At 64.2% G+C, this 17,366-nt stretch carries 15 protein-coding genes; 5 read left to right on the plus strand and 10 right to left on the minus strand.

Annotation, left to right across the window (positions count from 1 at the left end):
* Window position 1 precedes the first annotated feature (1 nt).
* Window positions 2–1,741 carry an AMP-binding protein gene (locus ACNPP0_RS01085; RefSeq protein WP_448704793.1) on the minus strand — a complete coding sequence of 580 codons (1,740 nt, stop codon included), beginning with the start codon at window positions 1,739–1,741 and terminating at the stop codon, window positions 2–4.
* A 76-nt stretch (window positions 1,742–1,817) separates the two neighbouring features.
* Between ACNPP0_RS01085 and ACNPP0_RS01090 the strand changes: the two genes are divergently transcribed.
* A complete protein-coding gene (locus tag ACNPP0_RS01090; RefSeq protein ID WP_448704794.1) occupies window positions 1,818–3,014 on the plus strand; it encodes a M20 aminoacylase family protein in 1,197 nt (398 codons plus the stop codon).
* A 2-nt stretch (window positions 3,015–3,016) separates the two neighbouring features.
* On the opposite strand, the gene ACNPP0_RS01095 is transcribed toward ACNPP0_RS01090, so the two are convergent.
* On the minus strand, window positions 3,017–3,910 hold the full coding sequence (locus ACNPP0_RS01095) for a LysR family transcriptional regulator (protein ID WP_332612985.1): 894 nt from the start codon (window positions 3,908–3,910) through the stop codon (window positions 3,017–3,019).
* A gap of 120 nt (window positions 3,911–4,030) precedes the next feature.
* Between ACNPP0_RS01095 and ACNPP0_RS01100 the strand changes: the two genes are divergently transcribed.
* The 4 genes from ACNPP0_RS01100 to pagP all read left to right on the plus strand — a co-directional run bounded on the left by ACNPP0_RS01100 (window position 4,031) and on the right by pagP (window position 7,838).
* Window positions 4,031–5,125, plus strand: a complete 1,095-nt coding sequence (locus ACNPP0_RS01100; RefSeq protein ID WP_332612987.1) for a YeiH family protein — start codon at window positions 4,031–4,033, stop codon at window positions 5,123–5,125.
* Between the two features lie 105 nt (window positions 5,126–5,230).
* Window positions 5,231–5,641: an acyl-CoA thioesterase gene (locus tag ACNPP0_RS01105; RefSeq protein ID WP_046804300.1), complete on the plus strand. Its 411-nt coding sequence runs from the start codon at window positions 5,231–5,233 to the stop codon at window positions 5,639–5,641.
* 10 nt (window positions 5,642–5,651) lie between these two features.
* Window positions 5,652–7,124 carry a magnesium transporter gene (mgtE, locus tag ACNPP0_RS01110; RefSeq protein ID WP_332612991.1) on the plus strand — a complete coding sequence of 491 codons (1,473 nt, stop codon included), beginning with the start codon at window positions 5,652–5,654 and terminating at the stop codon, window positions 7,122–7,124.
* A 159-nt stretch (window positions 7,125–7,283) separates the two neighbouring features.
* The gene (pagP, locus tag ACNPP0_RS01115; RefSeq protein WP_332612992.1) at window positions 7,284–7,838 is read left to right on the plus strand and encodes a lipid IV(A) palmitoyltransferase PagP; all 555 of its coding nucleotides are present in this window, start codon (window positions 7,284–7,286) and stop codon (window positions 7,836–7,838) included.
* 16 nt (window positions 7,839–7,854) lie between these two features.
* Here the strand turns inward: pagP and ACNPP0_RS01120 are convergent, their stop codons facing one another.
* The 8 genes from ACNPP0_RS01120 to secA form a co-directional block, all read right to left on the minus strand.
* Window positions 7,855–8,466 (minus strand): gamma-glutamylcyclotransferase, encoded by a 612-nt coding sequence (locus ACNPP0_RS01120; RefSeq protein ID WP_332612994.1) that lies wholly within the window; start codon window positions 8,464–8,466, stop codon window positions 7,855–7,857.
* A gap of 162 nt (window positions 8,467–8,628) precedes the next feature.
* The gene (locus ACNPP0_RS01125) at window positions 8,629–9,087 is read right to left on the minus strand and encodes an Lrp/AsnC family transcriptional regulator (protein WP_046804345.1); all 459 of its coding nucleotides are present in this window, start codon (window positions 9,085–9,087) and stop codon (window positions 8,629–8,631) included.
* A gap of 78 nt (window positions 9,088–9,165) precedes the next feature.
* Window positions 9,166–9,948 (minus strand): SDR family oxidoreductase, encoded by a 783-nt coding sequence (locus ACNPP0_RS01130; RefSeq protein WP_332612996.1) that lies wholly within the window; start codon window positions 9,946–9,948, stop codon window positions 9,166–9,168.
* A 139-nt stretch (window positions 9,949–10,087) separates the two neighbouring features.
* Entirely contained in the window at window positions 10,088–11,782 is a 1,695-nt protein-coding gene (locus tag ACNPP0_RS01135) for a thiamine pyrophosphate-binding protein (protein WP_332612998.1), read from the minus strand.
* A 59-nt stretch (window positions 11,783–11,841) separates the two neighbouring features.
* On the minus strand, window positions 11,842–12,828 hold the full coding sequence (locus ACNPP0_RS01140) for a tripartite tricarboxylate transporter substrate binding protein (protein WP_442880391.1): 987 nt from the start codon (window positions 12,826–12,828) through the stop codon (window positions 11,842–11,844).
* The gene (locus ACNPP0_RS01145) at window positions 12,828–13,580 is read right to left on the minus strand and encodes a GntR family transcriptional regulator (RefSeq protein WP_448704795.1); all 753 of its coding nucleotides are present in this window, start codon (window positions 13,578–13,580) and stop codon (window positions 12,828–12,830) included. Before ACNPP0_RS01145 ends, ACNPP0_RS01140 begins: the two co-directional genes overlap by 1 nt.
* A gap of 241 nt (window positions 13,581–13,821) precedes the next feature.
* Window positions 13,822–14,541 (minus strand): VOC family protein, encoded by a 720-nt coding sequence (locus ACNPP0_RS01150; RefSeq protein ID WP_448704796.1) that lies wholly within the window; start codon window positions 14,539–14,541, stop codon window positions 13,822–13,824.
* 15 nt (window positions 14,542–14,556) lie between these two features.
* Window positions 14,557–17,292: a preprotein translocase subunit SecA gene (gene secA, locus ACNPP0_RS01155; RefSeq protein WP_332613003.1), complete on the minus strand. Its 2,736-nt coding sequence runs from the start codon at window positions 17,290–17,292 to the stop codon at window positions 14,557–14,559.
* Window positions 17,293–17,366: the final 74 nt, after the last annotated feature.

Consider the following 17,366-nt stretch of genomic DNA (forward strand, 5'->3'; position numbering starts at 1 on the left):
CTTAACGCGTGGCCGCGCCTGCCTTCGTATCGACGGGCGCGGTGGCGGCTGACGCAGTGGCCGCAGCGGCGGATGCGTCCGGCCGCAGTTCGCGACGCAGGATCTTGCCCACGTTGCTCTTGGGCAGCTCATCCCGGAATTCCACGAAGCGCGGCCGCTTGTAGCCCGTGAGCTTTTCGCGGCACCAGTCCTGCACTTGCGCTTCGGTCAGCGACGGGTCGCTCTTGACCACGAACACCTTGACCGATTCCCCGGAACGTTCGTCCGGCACGCCGATGGCCGCGCACTCAAGCACGCCCGGCATCTGCGCCACCACGGCCTCGACCTCGTTCGGATAGACCTTGAATCCGGACACGGCGATCATGTCTTTCTTGCGGTCCACGATGCGCGTATAACCCTTGTCGTCCATGATGCCGATGTCGCCCGTGCGAAAGAATCCGTCGGCCGTCATCGACTGCTGCGTTTCTTCAGGCTTTTGCCAATAACCCAGCATGACTTGCGGCCCGCGTATGCCTACTTCGCCGCGTTCGCCCAGTAGCACTTCCTGACCGGCATCGTCAAGAATGGCCACATCGGTGGATGGCAACGGCAGGCCGATCGAACCGGAATACGCCGTGGCGTTGGTGGGGTTCACCGTCGCCACCGGCGACGTTTCCGACAAGCCATAGCCTTCGATCAACGGCCGCCCGGTGATCTTCAACCAACGTTCGGCCACCGACTGCTGCACGGCCATGCCGCCGCCCAGCGTCAAGCGCAGCGCCGAAAAATCCAGCTTGGCGAAGTCGGCGTTGTGGGCCAGCGCATTGAACAGAGTATTGACGCCGGGGAACAGATTGATCGGCACCTTGCGCCAGGCCGCTATCAGCGAAGGCTGATCGCGCGGGTTGATGATCAGCACGTTGCGCATGCCCGCATGCAGGCCATACAGGCCGCAAACCGTCATGGCGAACACGTGATACAGCGGCAGCGCGCTGATGATGGTCAGCTGTGAATTGGCAAGATCGTGCACGACGGGCTGGGCCACGGCTTCGGTCTGAAGCACGTTGGCCGTCAGGTTGCGGTGCGACAGCATCGCGCCCTTGGGCACGCCGGTGGTGCCGCCCGTGTACTGCAACACCGCCACGTCGTCCATCGTCAGCGCAGGCGCCGTGAATGGCAGGTTGGCGCCGGCGGCCAAGACCTTGGGCAAGGACTGCGCGCCATCGATGTTCCAGGCGGGAACGATCTTCTTGATATGGCGGGCCACGAAATTGACCAGCGGCGCCTTCAGACCAGCCAGCAGATCGCCCGGCCCCGTCACGACCACCTGCTTGAGCCGGCCGCGATTCTTCACGCCCTGCAAGGTGTGCGCGAAGTTTTCCAGGATCAGGATCACCGACGCGCCACTGTCGTGCAATTGGCGTTCAAGTTCGTCGGACGTGTACAGCGGGTTCACGTTCACCACGACCATGCCCGCCCGCAGCGTGCCCAGCATGCCGACCAGGTAGGCCGGCACGTTCGGCATCATCAGCGCCACGCGGGCGCCCTTTTCCAGGCCCAGGCTTTGCAGCCATCCGGCGAAGGCGCGCGCATGCCGATCCAGCTGCGCATAGGTGATATCGCTGCCCATCGCCGTGCAGGCGATGCGCGTGGCGTACTGCTTGCAAGCGCGGTCGAGCAGGTCGGCCAGCGAGGAATAGCCCTCGGTGGAGATCTCTGCCGGCACCCCTTGCGGGTAATGGGCAAGCCACGGACGCGTCATGGTGTTTGTCTCCATTAAATAGATTTTTGAATGATGATAACCTTGTTGCGTTCCCTTTTTCGCCCGACCTTTCCCCATGAAACTGCTCGAACCCATCGTCGCCTGGCACCCCGATATTTCGAAGATACGCCGCGACATCCACGCACATCCCGAACTGGCCTTCGAAGAATTCCGCACCGCCGACGTGGTGGCGGCCAAGCTTGAAGAATGGGGCATCGAGGTCGACCGCGGTTTGGGCGGCACGGGCGTGGTCGGCATCATCCGGGGCAACCAGCCCGGGGACCGCGCGGTGGGCCTGCGCGCCGACATGGACGCGCTGCCCATGCAGGAAGTGAACAGCTTCGCGCACGCCAGCAAGAACGACGGCAAGATGCACGCCTGCGGCCACGACGGCCACACGGCCATGCTGCTGGCCGCCGCGCAATACCTGGCGCAACACCGCGATTACGCCGGCACGGTCTACGTGATTTTCCAGCCGGCCGAAGAAGGCGGTGGCGGTGCCAAGCGCATGATCGACGACGGCCTGTTCAAGCGTTTCCCCATGGAAGCCGTGTTCGGCATGCACAACTGGCCCGGCATGAAGCCCGGCCAATTCGGCTTGACGCCCGGCCCCATCATGGCGTCCAGCAATGAATTTTCGATTGTGGTCAAAGGCAAGGGCACCCACGCCGGCATGCCGAACCTGGGCATCGACCCCGTCATGGCGGCCGTGCAGCTGGCGCAATCGTTGCAGACCATCATCACTCGCAACCGCAATCCGCTGGACGCCGCGGTGCTCAGCATTACGCAGATTCACGCCGGCAGCGCCGACAACGTCGTGCCCAACCACGCAGAGCTGCGCGGCACCGTGCGCACCTTCACGCTGGACGTGCTGGACCTGATCGAACGCCGTATGGAAGAGATCACGCGCCACACCTGCGCGGCCATGGATTGCGAGGTGGAATTCACGTTCCAGCGCAACTATCCGCCCACCATCAACCACGCCGAAGAGGCCGCGTTCTGCGCCGAGGTGCTGCGCGACATCGTCGGAGAGGCCAACGTCAACGATCACGTGCAGCCCACGATGGGCGCGGAGGACTTTGCATTCATGCTGCAGGAACTGCCGGGCTGCTACGTCTGGATCGGTAACGGCACGGGCGAGCACCGCGACAGCGGCCACGGCCTGGGCCCCTGCATGCTGCATAACGGCAGCTACGACTTCAACGACGAACTGTTGCCGCTGGGCGGCACGTATTGGGTCCAGCTGGCCTTGAAGCGTCTGGCCAAAGCCTGACGCTACCCGCCGTCCGCCGCCCCGACCGCCAGGCACATCGCCAGGAAGCGTTCAGCGGCGCGGGCGGCCGCATCCGCATGCGGCACCAGGATGCTCAAGGTGCGCGTCAACGGCCGGGGCAACAGGCGCAGCGCCGCCAAGGCGCCGTCTTCATGCCGCATCGACATGACCGACACAAATCCCACGCCCAGCCCCGCCCGCACCGCCTGCTTCACCCCTTCCACCCCCGCCAGTTCCAGCCCCACCGACGGCGCCAACCCGGCATCGGCGAAGGCGCGCTCGACCAGTCGGCGCACGCCCGAACCGGGCTCGCGCATCACCAGGGCAGAGGCCGCCAGGTCACGCAAGGTCACCGCGCCCTTCGAGGCCAGCGCGTGGTCGGCCCGCACGATTGCCACCACTTCGTCCTGGCGCCACGCGTGCACGGCCGTGTCGGCGGGCAGCCCCGAGGGCACATCGCCTTCAATGAAAGCCAGGTCCAGCGCGGGCAGCCGCTCGACGATTTCGCGGGTGTTTCCATCCGACAGATGCAGGCTGACCGCCGGAAAGGCGGACCGAAAATCAGCCACCAGCCGGGGTAACAGATAGCTGGCGGGCGTGGTACTGGCGCCCAGCCGCAACGCCCCCGTTTCAAGCCCGCGCCACGATTCCCGCACGGCCTGCGCCTGCCGGTACACCTGCCGTAGCTGCCTTGCCTGTTCAGCCAGGCGCTCGCCGGCCTCGGTCAGCGCAATGCCATGGCCCCTGCGCCGGTACAGCGGTTCACCAAACCAATCTTGTAGCGCGCGTAGCTGGCCGGATACGGCGGGCTGGGACAAATTCAGCACTTGCGCCGCGCGGCTGATGTTGCCGGTGTCGGCCACGCACGCGAAGGTCAGTAGTTGGTCTGGGGTCATGGGCGCCTGCGGCGATTATCAGAATTTCCGATATTACATATTCAAATTGAAGATTTTTCAAATAACGGCCAGGGACTTAATATTTCGCCTAGTTATTTAGATATGCCGCAAAGGCCCGTCATGAGCACCTCATCCAGCACCGCCGTTCCCCTGCCCGCCTCGACGGCGCCTACCGCAGCCGCCACAGCGGGCACCACCGCCACGCCCTGGCGCGACAAGCTCAATGGCGTGTTGTTCGTGGGCCTGATGGCGGCCGCCGTGATGCAACTGGCCGACTTGCCCGCCATTCGTCAGCTGGGCTTTTCGCCGCTGGTCGTGGGCATCGTCTGCGGCATGCTGTACGGCAATTTCCTGCGCGGCACCATGCCGGCGGACTGGGGCGTGGGCGTGAACTTCACCGCGCGCCGCCTGTTGCGTATCGCCGTGGCGTTCTACGGATTGAACATCAGCATCCAGCAGATCGCCGCCGTGGGCCTGCCGGGCTTGGCCGTGTCGGTGGCGGTGGTGCTGGGCACGTTGGTAATCGGCACGGTTGTCGGGCAGCGCCTGCTGGGTCTGGACCGCGATACCGCCATGCTGACGGCAGCCGGCAGCGCCATTTGCGGCGCGGCGGCGGTACTGGCATTCGAACCCACGCTGCGGGCGGCGCCCCACAAAAGCGCGGTGGCCGTGGCCACGGTCGTGCTGTTCGGCACGCTGTCCATGTTCCTGTACCCCATTCTTTATCACGCGGGCTGGCTCGGCCTGGACACGCAGGCGCTGGGCATCTATATCGGGGGCACCATCCACGAAGTGGCGCAAGTGGTAGGCGCGGCCAGCAATATCGACCCGGCCACCACCGAAGTCGCCACCATCGTCAAAATGACCCGCGTGGCGCTGCTGGTGCCGGTGCTGCTGGTATTGGGCATGTATCTGCGCAGCGCGGCCAGCCAGTCGGGCGGCCAGGCCAAGGGCGGCAAGCTGCCCATTCCGTGGTTCGCCGTCGGCTTCCTGGTGCTGGCCATCATCAATTCGCTGAACATCATCCCCGCCGACGCCATCGCCGCCATCCGCCGCCTGGACATCTTTGCGCTGACCATGGCGATGACCGCCCTGGGCATCGAAACGCGCTTTGCCCAGATCAAGAAGGCGGGGCCCCGCGTGATGGCCCTGGGCCTCATTCTGTATGCCTGGCTGTTGGTTGGCGGCTACGGCATCGTGAAGTTGGCGACCTGATTTTCAGGCCGTCGCGGCAAAGCGCCGCGACGGCTTGCACCGCGCACGCCGCTGTCTCGTTTTTCCTGCATAATCGGCTGGTTCCCATGCATTGGAGTCGGCCGCATGACCTCCAGCCCGAAAACCCCGTTTACGACTTTGCCCGCCAATCGCGACGCGGTATTGCGCGTCATGCCGATGCCGGCCGACGCAAATATCCACGGGGACGTTTTTGGCGGATGGATCATGGCCCAGGTGGACATCGCCGGCTCGATTCCCGCCGCCCGCCGCGCCGCCGGCCGGGTCGCCACCGTGGCGGTCAACGCCTTCCAGTTCAAAGAGCCCGTTTTCGTGGGCGACCTGCTCAGCTTCTACGCGGCCATCGTCAAGACCGGCACCACGTCGGTCACGGTGTCAGTCGAGGTCTACGCCCAACGCCAGCGCCTGGACGCTGAAGTCGTCAAGGTCACCGAGGCCACGCTGACCTACGTCGCCACCGACGAAGCGCGGCGCAGCCGCCCCCTACCTTCTCTTTGAGCCGTAACGCATGACGCAGTCCGCCGCCGCGCAGAAACCGCCCGCGACGCCCCGCCGCCTCGACCCGGAAGACGCCCAAACCGCCTTGGCTGAAGTGCAGGAACGCCTGCGCCGCCAGCAGTTGGTGGCCGACCTGGTGCATCGCCAGGAAGAAGGCGACGCCAAGGCGCCGCTGGTCGAAGACCTGGTCCACCGCCAGCACGAAGCCGAACTCAAGACGCTGCTTGACGGCCTGCATCCGGCCGACATCGCCTTCATCCTGGAATCGCTGCCCAAGGACGAACGCCAGGCCATCTGGAAGCTGGTCAGCCCCGAGCACGACGCGGACGTGCTGCTGGAAGTCGAAGACTGGGTGCGGGAATCGCTGATCGAAGCGATGGACCGCCAGGACCTGGTTGCCGCCACCGGCAACATGGACGCCGACGAGTTGGCGGACTTGGCGCCCGACCTGCCGCCCGACGTGGTGGCCGAAGTGCAAAAGGGCCTGACCGAAGAAGAACGCGCGCAGCTGCTGGAAGCCATGGGCTATCCGGAAGACAGCGTGGGCGCGATCATGGACTTCGAAATGGTCCGCGTGCGCGAGGACGTCACGCTGGAAGTGGTGCTGCGCTACCTGCGCCGCCTGCACGAACTGCCCGATCACACTGACCAGATCTTCGTGGTGGACCGCCAGGACAAGCTGCAAGGCATACTGCCGTTGTCGCGCCTGTTGGTCAGCGAACCCGAGACCGAAGTGCGCGCCGTCATGAACTCGGACTTTCTGGCGCTGAACCCGCTGGATTCCGACGCCGACGCCGCCGGCGCGTTCGAGCGCTACGACTTGGTGTCCGCCCCCGTGATGGACGACCAGGGCCGCTTGATCGGCCGCGTCACCATTGCGGACGTCGTGGACGTGATGCGTGAAGACTCGCAAGAACAAGCGCTGTCGCGTGCCGGTTTGCAAGAAGAAGACATCTTTGCGCCCGTCTCCACCGCCCTGCGCAACCGCGCGCCATGGCTGCTGTTCAACCTCTGTACCGCCGCCACGGCGTCTTTCGTGGCATCCCAATTCGAAGGCACGGTCAGCCAGATCGTGATCCTGGCGTTTTTGATGTCGATCGTTGCGGGTATCGGCGGCAACTCCGGCAACCAGACCATGACGCTGATCATCCGGGCGCTGGCCATGGGCCGGATCACCGGACGTAACCTGTGGCAACTGGTCAAGCGTGAGCTTTTCGTGACGTTGCTGGTCGGCCTGTGCGGCAGTTTGGTCGCCGCCTTGTTTGCCTGGGTGATCTCGCATTCGCTGTCGATCGCGCTGGTGATGATGGCGGCGATGATCTGCAATATGCTGGTCGGCGCCTCGGTGGGCGTGCTGGTGCCGATGGTGCGCGCACGGTTCGGCAAGGACCCGGCAATGGGGTCGTCGGTGTTGCTGACGTTCGCCACCGATTCATTGGGCTTCTTCATCTTTCTGGGCTTGGCCACGATCTTCTTGCTGTAGCTCGGCCACCACAGAAAATTCTTGTTCTTGCGTTGGCGTGCCGCGCCCTTCCTGGGGCGGTGGCTACGCACGCCGATGCATGACAGCCATCTGACAGGGATAAAGCGATGACTACATGTACAGTCATCGAATTGTCATCGTTACCCCTGTTTACCCGCAATGAACGCCACATTTCGAGCAGCGATCCTCTGTCTGCTGCTCTCGACTTTCACCGCCACCGCACAGGCCTGTGAAAGCCTGCCCTCGTGGGCGCAATCCGCTTGCAATCGCCTGGACCAGATCTGGACCGAAGGCGGCCACGACCTCTACGTTTCCGGCTACGCCTGGCACAACCGCGCCATGTACAGCAAAGAAAAAATCGACAGCTTCAACGAGCTGGCGTGGGGGGGCGGCTATGGCCGCAGCATCTACGACGAAGACGGCGACTGGCAGGGCCTGTACGCCATGGCGTTCCTGGATTCGCACAGCAAGGTCGAACCCATCGCCGGCTACGGCTTTCTGAAGATCGGGCAAGTCAGCGAGAACTTCCGGCTGGGCGCGGGCTACACGGTGTTCTTGACCGCGCGGCACGACATCATGAACTACGTGCCGTTTCCCGGCATCCTGCCGCTAGTGGGCGCCGGCTACAAAGACGCGATGTTCTACGCGACCTATATTCCCGGCGCGTCCGGCGCGGGCAACGTGCTGTATATGTTTGGGCGCTGGCACTTCTAGGGCGCCACGCCAGAGCTTAAAACGCCTGACCCAGCCTGCGCACCAGATCACCCAGCCGCCAGTCGTCGATCCCGTGCGCGCGCAACGCGCGTTCGGTTTCCACCACGTAATCCAGGCAGGGCCCCGAGTGGCCCACGGCACTGCGCACGGACGCAATCAGGCGATCGTCGCAAAGATCGGCGGCATATTCATCGCAGGCGCGATTCAGCAGGAATACCAGCCCCCGCACCGGCGCGGCTTCGGTGTGGCAAGTGAGCCAGCGGGGCGTGTAGGCGCCTGTCACCATCTCGCGCCGCCACAGTGCCTGGAACACGTCGGGCACATCGGCGGCGGCGATCTGATACGCCACGCCCCGGCAGCAACCGCCCCGGTTCAAGCCAAACACCAGCCCCGGATTGTCGGGAGAACCGCGATGATCACGCGACCACAGGCACAAGGACCGGTGATAGCCGCGCACGGTGGCCAGGCGGCGTTCGCGCCACGCAAAGCCGGGATGCCAGATCAGGGAACCGTAGGCGAACACCCATAAGTCGTCGACGCCGTTCCAGCCGGCCAACAGGTCGTCCACCGATAGCGCTTGCCGCGTTTTTTCCAGACCGGCACAGCCGGCGGGTACTGCGAACGACATAGGGTCCTCTGATATCCCGATTCATTCCCCAGCAGGGAATGAACGATATCCTACGCCGACGGCCGCGCAAAAGAATTGCGAGATGGGCGTTTTGCAACGCGCCGAAAGGAATTTGCATCCGCCCGAGCTGCCCACGACGAAAAAAATTTGCGCGCCGCGTCGCTACACCGCGTCCAGCGGTAATTCGGTGGTGCTTTTGATGATTTCCATCGAGAAGCTGGCGCTGACGTCCAGCAAATCCACGGCGCCGATCAGCCGGCGGTAGAAGCGGTCATACGCCGCCATGTCCTCGACCACGACCTTGAGCAGGTAGTCGATGTCGCCCGCCATGCGGTGGAACTCGACCACATTGGGCAAGGCCATGACCGCGTTGATCAGGCTTTGCGTCCATTTTTCGTTGTGCTGGCTGGTCTTGATGGACACAAAAACCGTCAGGTTCAAGCCCAGCGCACGCGGGTCCAGCAGGATGGCGTTGCGCGCGATGACGCCGTCGTCCTTGAGCTTCTGGATGCGCCGCCAGCATGGCGTGACCGACAGATTCACCTGTTCGGCAATTTCCGCGACCGAGCACGTGGCGTCCTTTTGCAGCAACCCCAATATCTTGATGTCGGTCTGGTCCATGGGCTTTTTCTCGAACGGCATGGGTGCCAATCTTGCCTGTTAGTCCCGCGCGCGTCCAGCGCGGAACCCGGCTTGCGACTAGTACGTGCCCGGGTAGCCACCGCCGTCGATCAGCACGCTTTGCGCGGTCATGTAGCCGGCCTGGGCCGAACACAGATACGCGCACAGGGCGCCCACTTCCTCGGGCTGCCCATAGCGGCCCGCCGGGTTGCCGCGTGCGCGTTCGTCCCATAGTTGCTCGAACGTCTTGCCGCCGGCCTCGTCCAGCATGCCCTGGATGTGGCGAATCTGTGCATCGGTGGCGAAGGCGCCGGGCAGCAGATTGTTGATGGTGACGTTGTGCCGCACGGTCTGGCGCGCCAGGCCACCCACGAAGCCGATCAGGCCCGAACGCGCGCCGTTGGACAGGCCAAGTTCCGCATGCGGCGCCTTGACGCTGCGCGACACGATATTGACGATGCGGCCAAAACGGCGCTCGACCATGCCGTCCACCACGCGCCGGATCATGTCGATGGGGCCAAGCATCATGGCGTCCAGCGCCGCGATCCAATCGTCCCGGGACCAGTCACGAAAATCGCCGGGCAGCGGGCCGTCGGCGTTGTTGACGAGGATGTCCGGATGCGGGCACGCCGCCAGCGCCGCATCGCGGCCGGTTGCCTGGGTCAAGTCGGCCGACACCCAGCCCACGCCGATGCCGGTTTCCTTCGAGATCTCGGCAGCTGCCTGCTCAAGCGTCTGCGGGGTGCGTGCCGCGATCGTCACCGCCACGCCCTCGCGCGCCAATTGCAACGCGCAGGCGCGCCCCATGCCGCGGCTGCCACCAAACACCAAAGCCGTCTTGCCACTGATCCCCAGATCCATGCCCGATTCCCCGTTGACGTGTTGCAGACCACGCGGCGTCGCCGCGCCAAAGCGGATCAGTATAGGACCAGCAGCACGGCGCGCAGCCAAAAAAAGGGCCCCGAAGGGCCCTGGGTACCGCTGTACGATCAGGCGCGAATCAGCCCATCCACTGGCTGACCGGCGCGGCCGCGTCCTGCAAGGGCTGCGCCACCACGTCGATCAGCGCCGGGCCATCATGTTCCATGGCGGCCTTGATGGCGGCGTCCAGCTTGGCCGGATCTTCCACGCGCCACGCCTTCACGCCATAGGCTTCGGCAATGCGGGCATGGTCGGTGCGGTTGAAGTCCACGCTGTAGTAGCGCTCGTCGTAGCCGGCCTTCTGGCTGGCCTTGATCCAGCCATAGACGGAATTGGAAAACACGATCATCAGCAACGGCGCCTTGTGGCGGACGATGGTTTCCAGTTCGCCCACGGTAAAGCCGAAGCTGCCGTCGCCCATCACCGACACGCACTTGGATTGTGGGCGGCCTACCCATGCACCCAGCGCGGCCGACATTGAGAAGCCCAGTGCGCCATGTGCGCGGTTGGTAATGAAGTGCCGGCCGGGGCGCGACACGTCGTAGTACGCCGAAAAGTACGGGCAAGGCGTGCCCGGGTCCGCGCACACCACGGCATCGTCGGGCAGCAGGCGGTTCAGCGATTGCACAACGCGCTCGGGGCGGATCGGGGCCTCAAGGCTGTTGGCAAGCGGCTCCAGCTGCGCCCGGCGCGCTGCCTTGGCGCGGCCGGCCAGCACGGCGCCATCCACGGCGTCCGAATTGCGGTGCGCCAGACGCGCCTGCACTTCGGCGCCCAGGGCCTCCAACGCCAACTTGGCGTCGCCCACCAGACCCACTTCGGTCAGGTAGTTGGCGCCGATCACCATCGGATCGACGTCGATATGCAGGATCGGCACGTCACGGTTCGGAAAGCGCCAATGTTCGGTGGACGTGGACCCGGCCCGGCAGCCCACGAACAGCACCACGTCGGCCGCCGCGACCACGTCACGCGTGGCCATCACGCCGCCGTTGGAACCGACCACGCCCGCGTTCAGCGGATGCGTGTCGGCCAGGCTGCCCTGCCCGCTGACGGTCACGCACACCGCGGCCTTCAGCGCTTCGGCCAATTCCTGCAATGCGCCGCTGGCGCCTGCGATGACCACGCCGCCACCACAAATGATCACCGGCGACCGCGCGCCCACCAGGCGCTGCGCGGCGCGCGCCACGTCAGCGGGGTCCGGCGCCACGCGCATGGCGGGAAAGCGCCCATGTTCGGGCTGCGCCCAGATGTCGGACGCGTCCACTTGCTGCTTCATCACGTCATACGGAAAGCACAGGTGCGCCGCGCCGGGCTTGCCGGTCGTCATCGCGCGGAACGCCGCGCGCACCATGCCGGGGATCTGGTCGGCACGGTCAATCGTGCGGTTCCACTTCGTCAGCGGGCGGTACAGCGCTTCCTGGTCAAGTTCCGTCAAGGGATACTTGCCGCGCGAGCCCACGGCGACGTCGGACGTGATGCCTAGCACCGGAATCGACGATTCATTGGCCTCGACCAAACCGGGCAACAGATAGGTGGCGCCGCCACCGCTGGGGCCTTCACACACGCCGACCTTGCCGGTCACGCGGGCGTAGGCGTCGGCCATGTAGCCTGCGCTACGTTCGTCGCGCGTCAGGATGTGCTGCATGCCGTGGTCCAGGCGGTACAGCGCGTCGTAGAACGGCAGGCTGGTGTCTCCGCACAGGCCAAAAATATGTTTGACGCCGTTGTGTTGCAGCATCCGCACCATGGCTTCGGCGCCGGTCAAATTTTCCATGTCATCTCCACGTGTATCGCGGTCGGGACCGGGCGGCGCACCGCCCGGTTTACCGTCGCTCAGTTATCCAGATTGATGTTGCTGCTCTTGATGAAGGCGCTCCAGCGGTCGTATTCCGACTTCACGTAGGCGTCCAGCTCGGGGCCGTTCGACGCCACGATTTCGAAGCCCGCTTCCGTTACCTTCTTCTTGATGTCCGGGTCCGCCAGCACGGCCTTGAAGTCGGCCGTCAGCTTCTTCACGGTGGCGTCGGGCGTGCCCTTCGGGGCGAACATGCCGCTCCAGGAATAGGCCACAAAGCCGGGAAAGCCCGATTCGATAACCGTGGGCACGTTGGGCAATTCAGGCAGCCGCTTTTCGCCGGCCACGGCCAGGGGCTTGATCTTGCCGCCCTGGATCTGCCCACGCAGCGCCGCAAAACTCAGCCAGGTCATATTGGCCTGCCCGCCCACCACCGCCTGAATGGCCGGGCCGCCGCCGCCATACGGCACATGCAGCAGTTCAACCTTAGACAGGCGCTTGAGCTCTTCGGGCGCCAGATGGTTTAGCGAACCGACGCCGGTAGACGCGTAATTGAATTTGTTGGGCGATTCTTTGGCCGCTGCGGCCAGGAACTCTTTCAGGTTATTGCCGGGCACATTGGGGTTGGCGCCAATGACCAGCGGAAAACGCACCGTCTGCGAGATCGCGACAAAGTCCTTGAAGGTGTCGTAAGGCAGCTTGGGCTTCACGGCCGGGTTGATGCCGTGGTTGTCGAAGCTGACCAATAGCGTGTTGCCATCGGGTTCGGCGCGCGCCACGAAAGCGGTGGCGATCTGGCTGGCCGCGCCGGGGCGGTTTTCAACCACGACCGCGCGCCCACCCAGTTGTTGCGACAGACGCGGCTGCAAGATGCGCGCCAGGATGTCGGTGCTGCCGCCCGGCGGGTACGGCACCACCAGGATCAACGGCCGTTCTTCGGCGGCGGCGGGTGCGGCCACCATGGCGCCCCCGGCGGCAGCCAGCGTGCATAAGCCCGCCAGGATCCGCTTCATTGTGTGAGTCATTATTTTTCCCCTGCTGTTGTGGTGTTGGCCGGCGCTACCGTGGCGGGTTCGGCCTGGTCCCGCATGTAAATGGTTGAAAATCCTGTGCGTATCACATCGGTGATCTGATCCAGGCGGCGGCCGATATGCGCGCCCATCAGCGCAGGCAGCGCATCCATGTCGCGCTGCTCCAGCGCCTGCACGATGCGCAAGTGTTCGCCCTGCGTGTGGCTGCGCCGGCCTTGCTGCATATCGATCCAGCGCACGAAATGAATCCGGGCGTTGACGCTTTCCAAGGCCCGCACAAATTCTTCATTGCGCGACAGCCCGGCCAGACGCAGGTGAAACGCTTCGTCCAGTTCCAACAGCCGGGTGGCGTCGCTGTCTTCCGGTACATCGCGCGACCGCTCGACGAACTCGCGCAACTGGGCCAGTTCATCATCGCTGGCGCGGTCGCAGGCGGCACGCACGATGCCGGCTTCTAGTACCGCGCGGTATTCGTACAGGCTGTGAATCTGTTTGGCGTCCAGCAAGCGGGCGATAAAGCCGCGGTTCACCGAGCGCGTCAGAAAGCCTTCGACCATCAATTGATTCAGCACTTCCCGCAGCGGCGTCCGGCTGACGTTCAAGCGGCGCGCCAGGTCGACCTCGTTAATGCGTTCGCCCGGCTTGAAGTCGAAACGCACGGCCATCGCCTTGACCGCGCCGTACAGCTCGGCCTGGCCCGCGGATGTACGGGCAGCGGGGCGATGGACGGTGGGCGACTGCGTCATGGAACGAAATCCGGCTGGGGAATAGAGGAAATCGGAATGAAGAAATGCGACGGGATGAAGTGCATACTAAAGTGCATACACTTTGCGTTGCAAGCAGGGTTTGCCCGCAAGCGAAGGGTCGGGGCGGCGCGGCGTAAAAAAGGGGACGCAACGCGACACGGCTGCGCAAAAAACGCAGCCTGGGATCATAAGTGTGGAAGTAAGAAACGGGCGGGGCGCGACCGACACGCCCGTTGCAAAGCTACAGGCCGGTATCCAGCGTGTAGTGGGCACCGTCGCGGTTTTCCAGCGTCAGCGTGGACAACGCGGGCGTTACCGCTGCGGCGTCTTGCTGAACGTGAATACGCAGATTGGCCAGCGGCACGTCCCAGCCGCCCGAAGCGGCTTCGGCGGACACGTCCGCCACCAGCGCCAGGCGCTCGGCCACCGCTTGCGCGTCCGCCGCGCGCGCGTCGATGCGAATCAGGCTGCGCGCGCCATTCGGGTGCGCCATCAATGCCGGCGACCACACGCATTCCGGCGTCAGGTGTCGGCAGAAATACATACGGATGCCGGGCAGGGGCTGCTCGGCAAAACGCACGGTATGGAATTTGGCCTGCACTTCCTGACCATCCAGCATCGCCGGGCGGGTCAGTTCTTGGACGGGGTTCACGGCGAAGCCGGCGGCCTTCAGCCGTTCGTACGTGGCATCGGCGTCATAGGTGCGAAACACCAGCGCTTCCAGCCCGAACGGCGAATCCGCGATTTCCTTGCGGGCGGGCGGCGCCCCAGGCGGCCACCCCAGCAATTCCACATACGTGCCTTCCAGCACGATCAGCCGATTGCAAGAACCCAGGTTATGCACCGACTTGTCGCTCAGGTGAAAACCCTGGCGCTCGAAGTGCGGCGCCAGCGCATCCAGCCGGTCGCGCACCATCACGACGGCGTGGTCGAATTCGGTGCGGCCGACAGAATGCAGCATGGCGTTATCCCCTGATCAGACCAGTTTGCCGTGGCACTGCTTGTACTTCTTGCCGCTACCGCACGGGCACGGGTCGTTGCGGCCAACCTTGGGCAGCGCGTTGCGCACGGGCTGGGCGCTGTCGTCCGATTCCGTTTGGGCCAGTGCCTCGTCGTAGTCGGAGTGGTGGTATTGCACGTTTTGCACGTGCGATTGCGCCGCTTCCGCTTCCGCTTGCTCGACCTGCTCGGACGATTGCACGCGCACCGTCATCAAGACGCGCACGACGTCATCGCGAATGCGATCCAGCATGCCCGAGAACAATTCGAAGGCTTCGCGCTTGTATTCCTGCTTGGGGTTCTTCTGTGCGTAACCGCGCAGATGGATGCCCTGACGCAGGTAATCCAGCGACGACAAGTGTTCGCGCCAGTGCGTGTCGATCGATTGCAGCATGATCGAACGTTCAAATTGCGACCACGATTCAACGCCCACCTGATCGACCTTGGCCTGGTACGCATCGCGCGCCGCGGCCACCACGCGTTCGCGCAGGTCTTCGTCGGTCAGGTTGGATTCCTTCTCCAGCATTTCCGTCAGCGGCAGGTGCAGGTGCCAGTCACCTTCCAGCGCCTTTTGCAGGCCGGGCACGTCCCACTGGTCTTCGACCGATTCCGGCGGCACGTACGTGTTGAACAGTTCAACCACGGCGGCATCGCGCAGGTTGTTCACCGTGGCGCTGACGCTGGCGGCTTCCAGCACGTCGTTACGCTGCGCATACAGCACCTTGCGCTGGTCGTTGGCCACGTCGTCGTATTCCAGCAATTGCTTGCGGATGTCGAAGTTGCGGCCTTCCACCTTGCGCTGCGCGGTTTCGATCGACCGCGTCACCATGCCCGCCTCGATGGGCTCGCCCTCGGGCAGCTTCAGGCGTTCCATGATGGCGCGCACGCGGTCACCCGCGAAGATGCGCATCAGCGAGTCTTCCAGCGACAGGTAGAAACGGGACGAGCCCGGGTCACCCTGGCGGCCGGCGCGGCCGCGCAGCTGGTTGTCGATACGGCGCGATTCGTGGCGTTCGGTGCCGATGATGCGCAGGCCGCCGGCGGCCTTGACCTGCTCGTTCAGCGGCTTCCATTCGGCACGGATCTTCTCGATGCGCGCATTCTTTTCGGCTTCCGACAGCGATTCGTCGGCGCGGATCAGGTCAACCTGCTTGTCCACACTGCCGCCCAGCACGATGTCGGTACCCCGACCGGCCATGTTGGTGGCGATGGTGATGTGACCCGGCTTGCCGGCTTCGGCAACGATCTCGGCCTCGCGGGCGTGCTGCTTGGCGTTCAGCACTTCGTGCGGCAGCTTGGCCTTTTTCAGCAGGCCCGACAGCAGCTCGGAGTTTTCGATGCTGGTCGTGCCCACCAGCACGGGCTGGCCGCGCTCGTGGCAGTCGCGGATGTCTTCGAGGATCGCGTTGTACTTTTCCGGATCGGTCTTGAAGACCTGATCGTTCTGGTCCTTGCGGATCATGGGCTTGTTGGTCGGGATGATGACCGTTTCAAGCCCGTAGATTTCCTGGAATTCGTACGCTTCCGTATCGGCCGTACCGGTCATGCCGGACAGCTTTTCGTACATGCGGAAGTAGTTCTGGAACGTGATGGATGCCAGCGTCTGGTTCTCGTGCTGGATCTTCACGCCTTCCTTGGCTTCGACGGCCTGGTGCAGGCCATCGGACCAACGGCGGCCCACCATCAGGCGGCCCGTGAATTCGTCGACGATCACCACTTCGCCGTCCTGCACCACGTATTGCTGGTCGCGGAAGAACAGGTTGTTAGCGCGCAGGGCCACCATGAGGTGGTGCATCAGGGCGATGTGGCGCGGGTCGTACAGCGATTCGCCTTCCGGCAGGATGCCCAAACGGGCCAAAATGGCCTCGGCATTCTCGTGACCGGCTTCCGACAGGTAAACCTGCTGGCTTTTTTCATCGACCCAGTAATCGCCTTCGGGTTCCGGCTCTTGCGGCTTGGGCTCGCTGGCCATGCGCTTGAGCAGCGGCGGCACCGCGTTCATGCGGATGTAGAGCTCGGTGTGATCTTCGGCCTGGCCCGAAATGATCAGCGGCGTACGGGCTTCGTCGATCAGGATCGAGTCCACTTCGTCGACGATGGCGTAGAACAGCACGCGCTGGCGGCGGTCCTCAACACGGTATTCCATGTTGTCGCGCAGGTAGTCGAAACCGAATTCGTTATTGGTGCCGTAAGTGATGTCGGCGGCGTAAGCGGCCTTTTTCTCTTCGTTAGGCTGCTGCGGCACCACCACGCCCGTGGTCATGCCCAGGAAGTGGTACAGGCGCCCCATCCATTCCGCGTCGCGGCGGGCCAGATAGTCGTTCACCGTCACCACGTGCACGCCCTTGCCGGCGCATGCATTCAGGTAAACGGGCAACGTCGCCATCAGCGTTTTGCCTTCCCCCGTGCGCATTTCGGCGATCTTGCCGCTATGCAGCGCGATGCCGCCCAGCAACTGAGAGTCGAAATGGCGCATCCCGAACACGCGCTTGCCGGCTTCGCGCACGACGGCGAAAGCCTCGGGCAGCAGGTCGTCAAGCGACGTACCTTGGGCGTATCGGGATCGGAATTCGTCAGTTTTGGCCGCCAGCTCCGCATCGGAAAGCGCGGAAATCTTGGGCTCGAGCCCATTGATCTGGGTTACCAGCTTGCGATACTGCTTAAGCAGCCGGTCGTTGCGGCTACCTATGAGTTTTTTGAGCAGAGAAACCATGCGTATGTCGGCCGCACGAGCCACGCCGCGCCTGCAAAGGGCAAGGGCAGCGCCTCCCGTGACTTTGATTTATT

The organism is Achromobacter semiaridum, assembly GCF_053543755.1.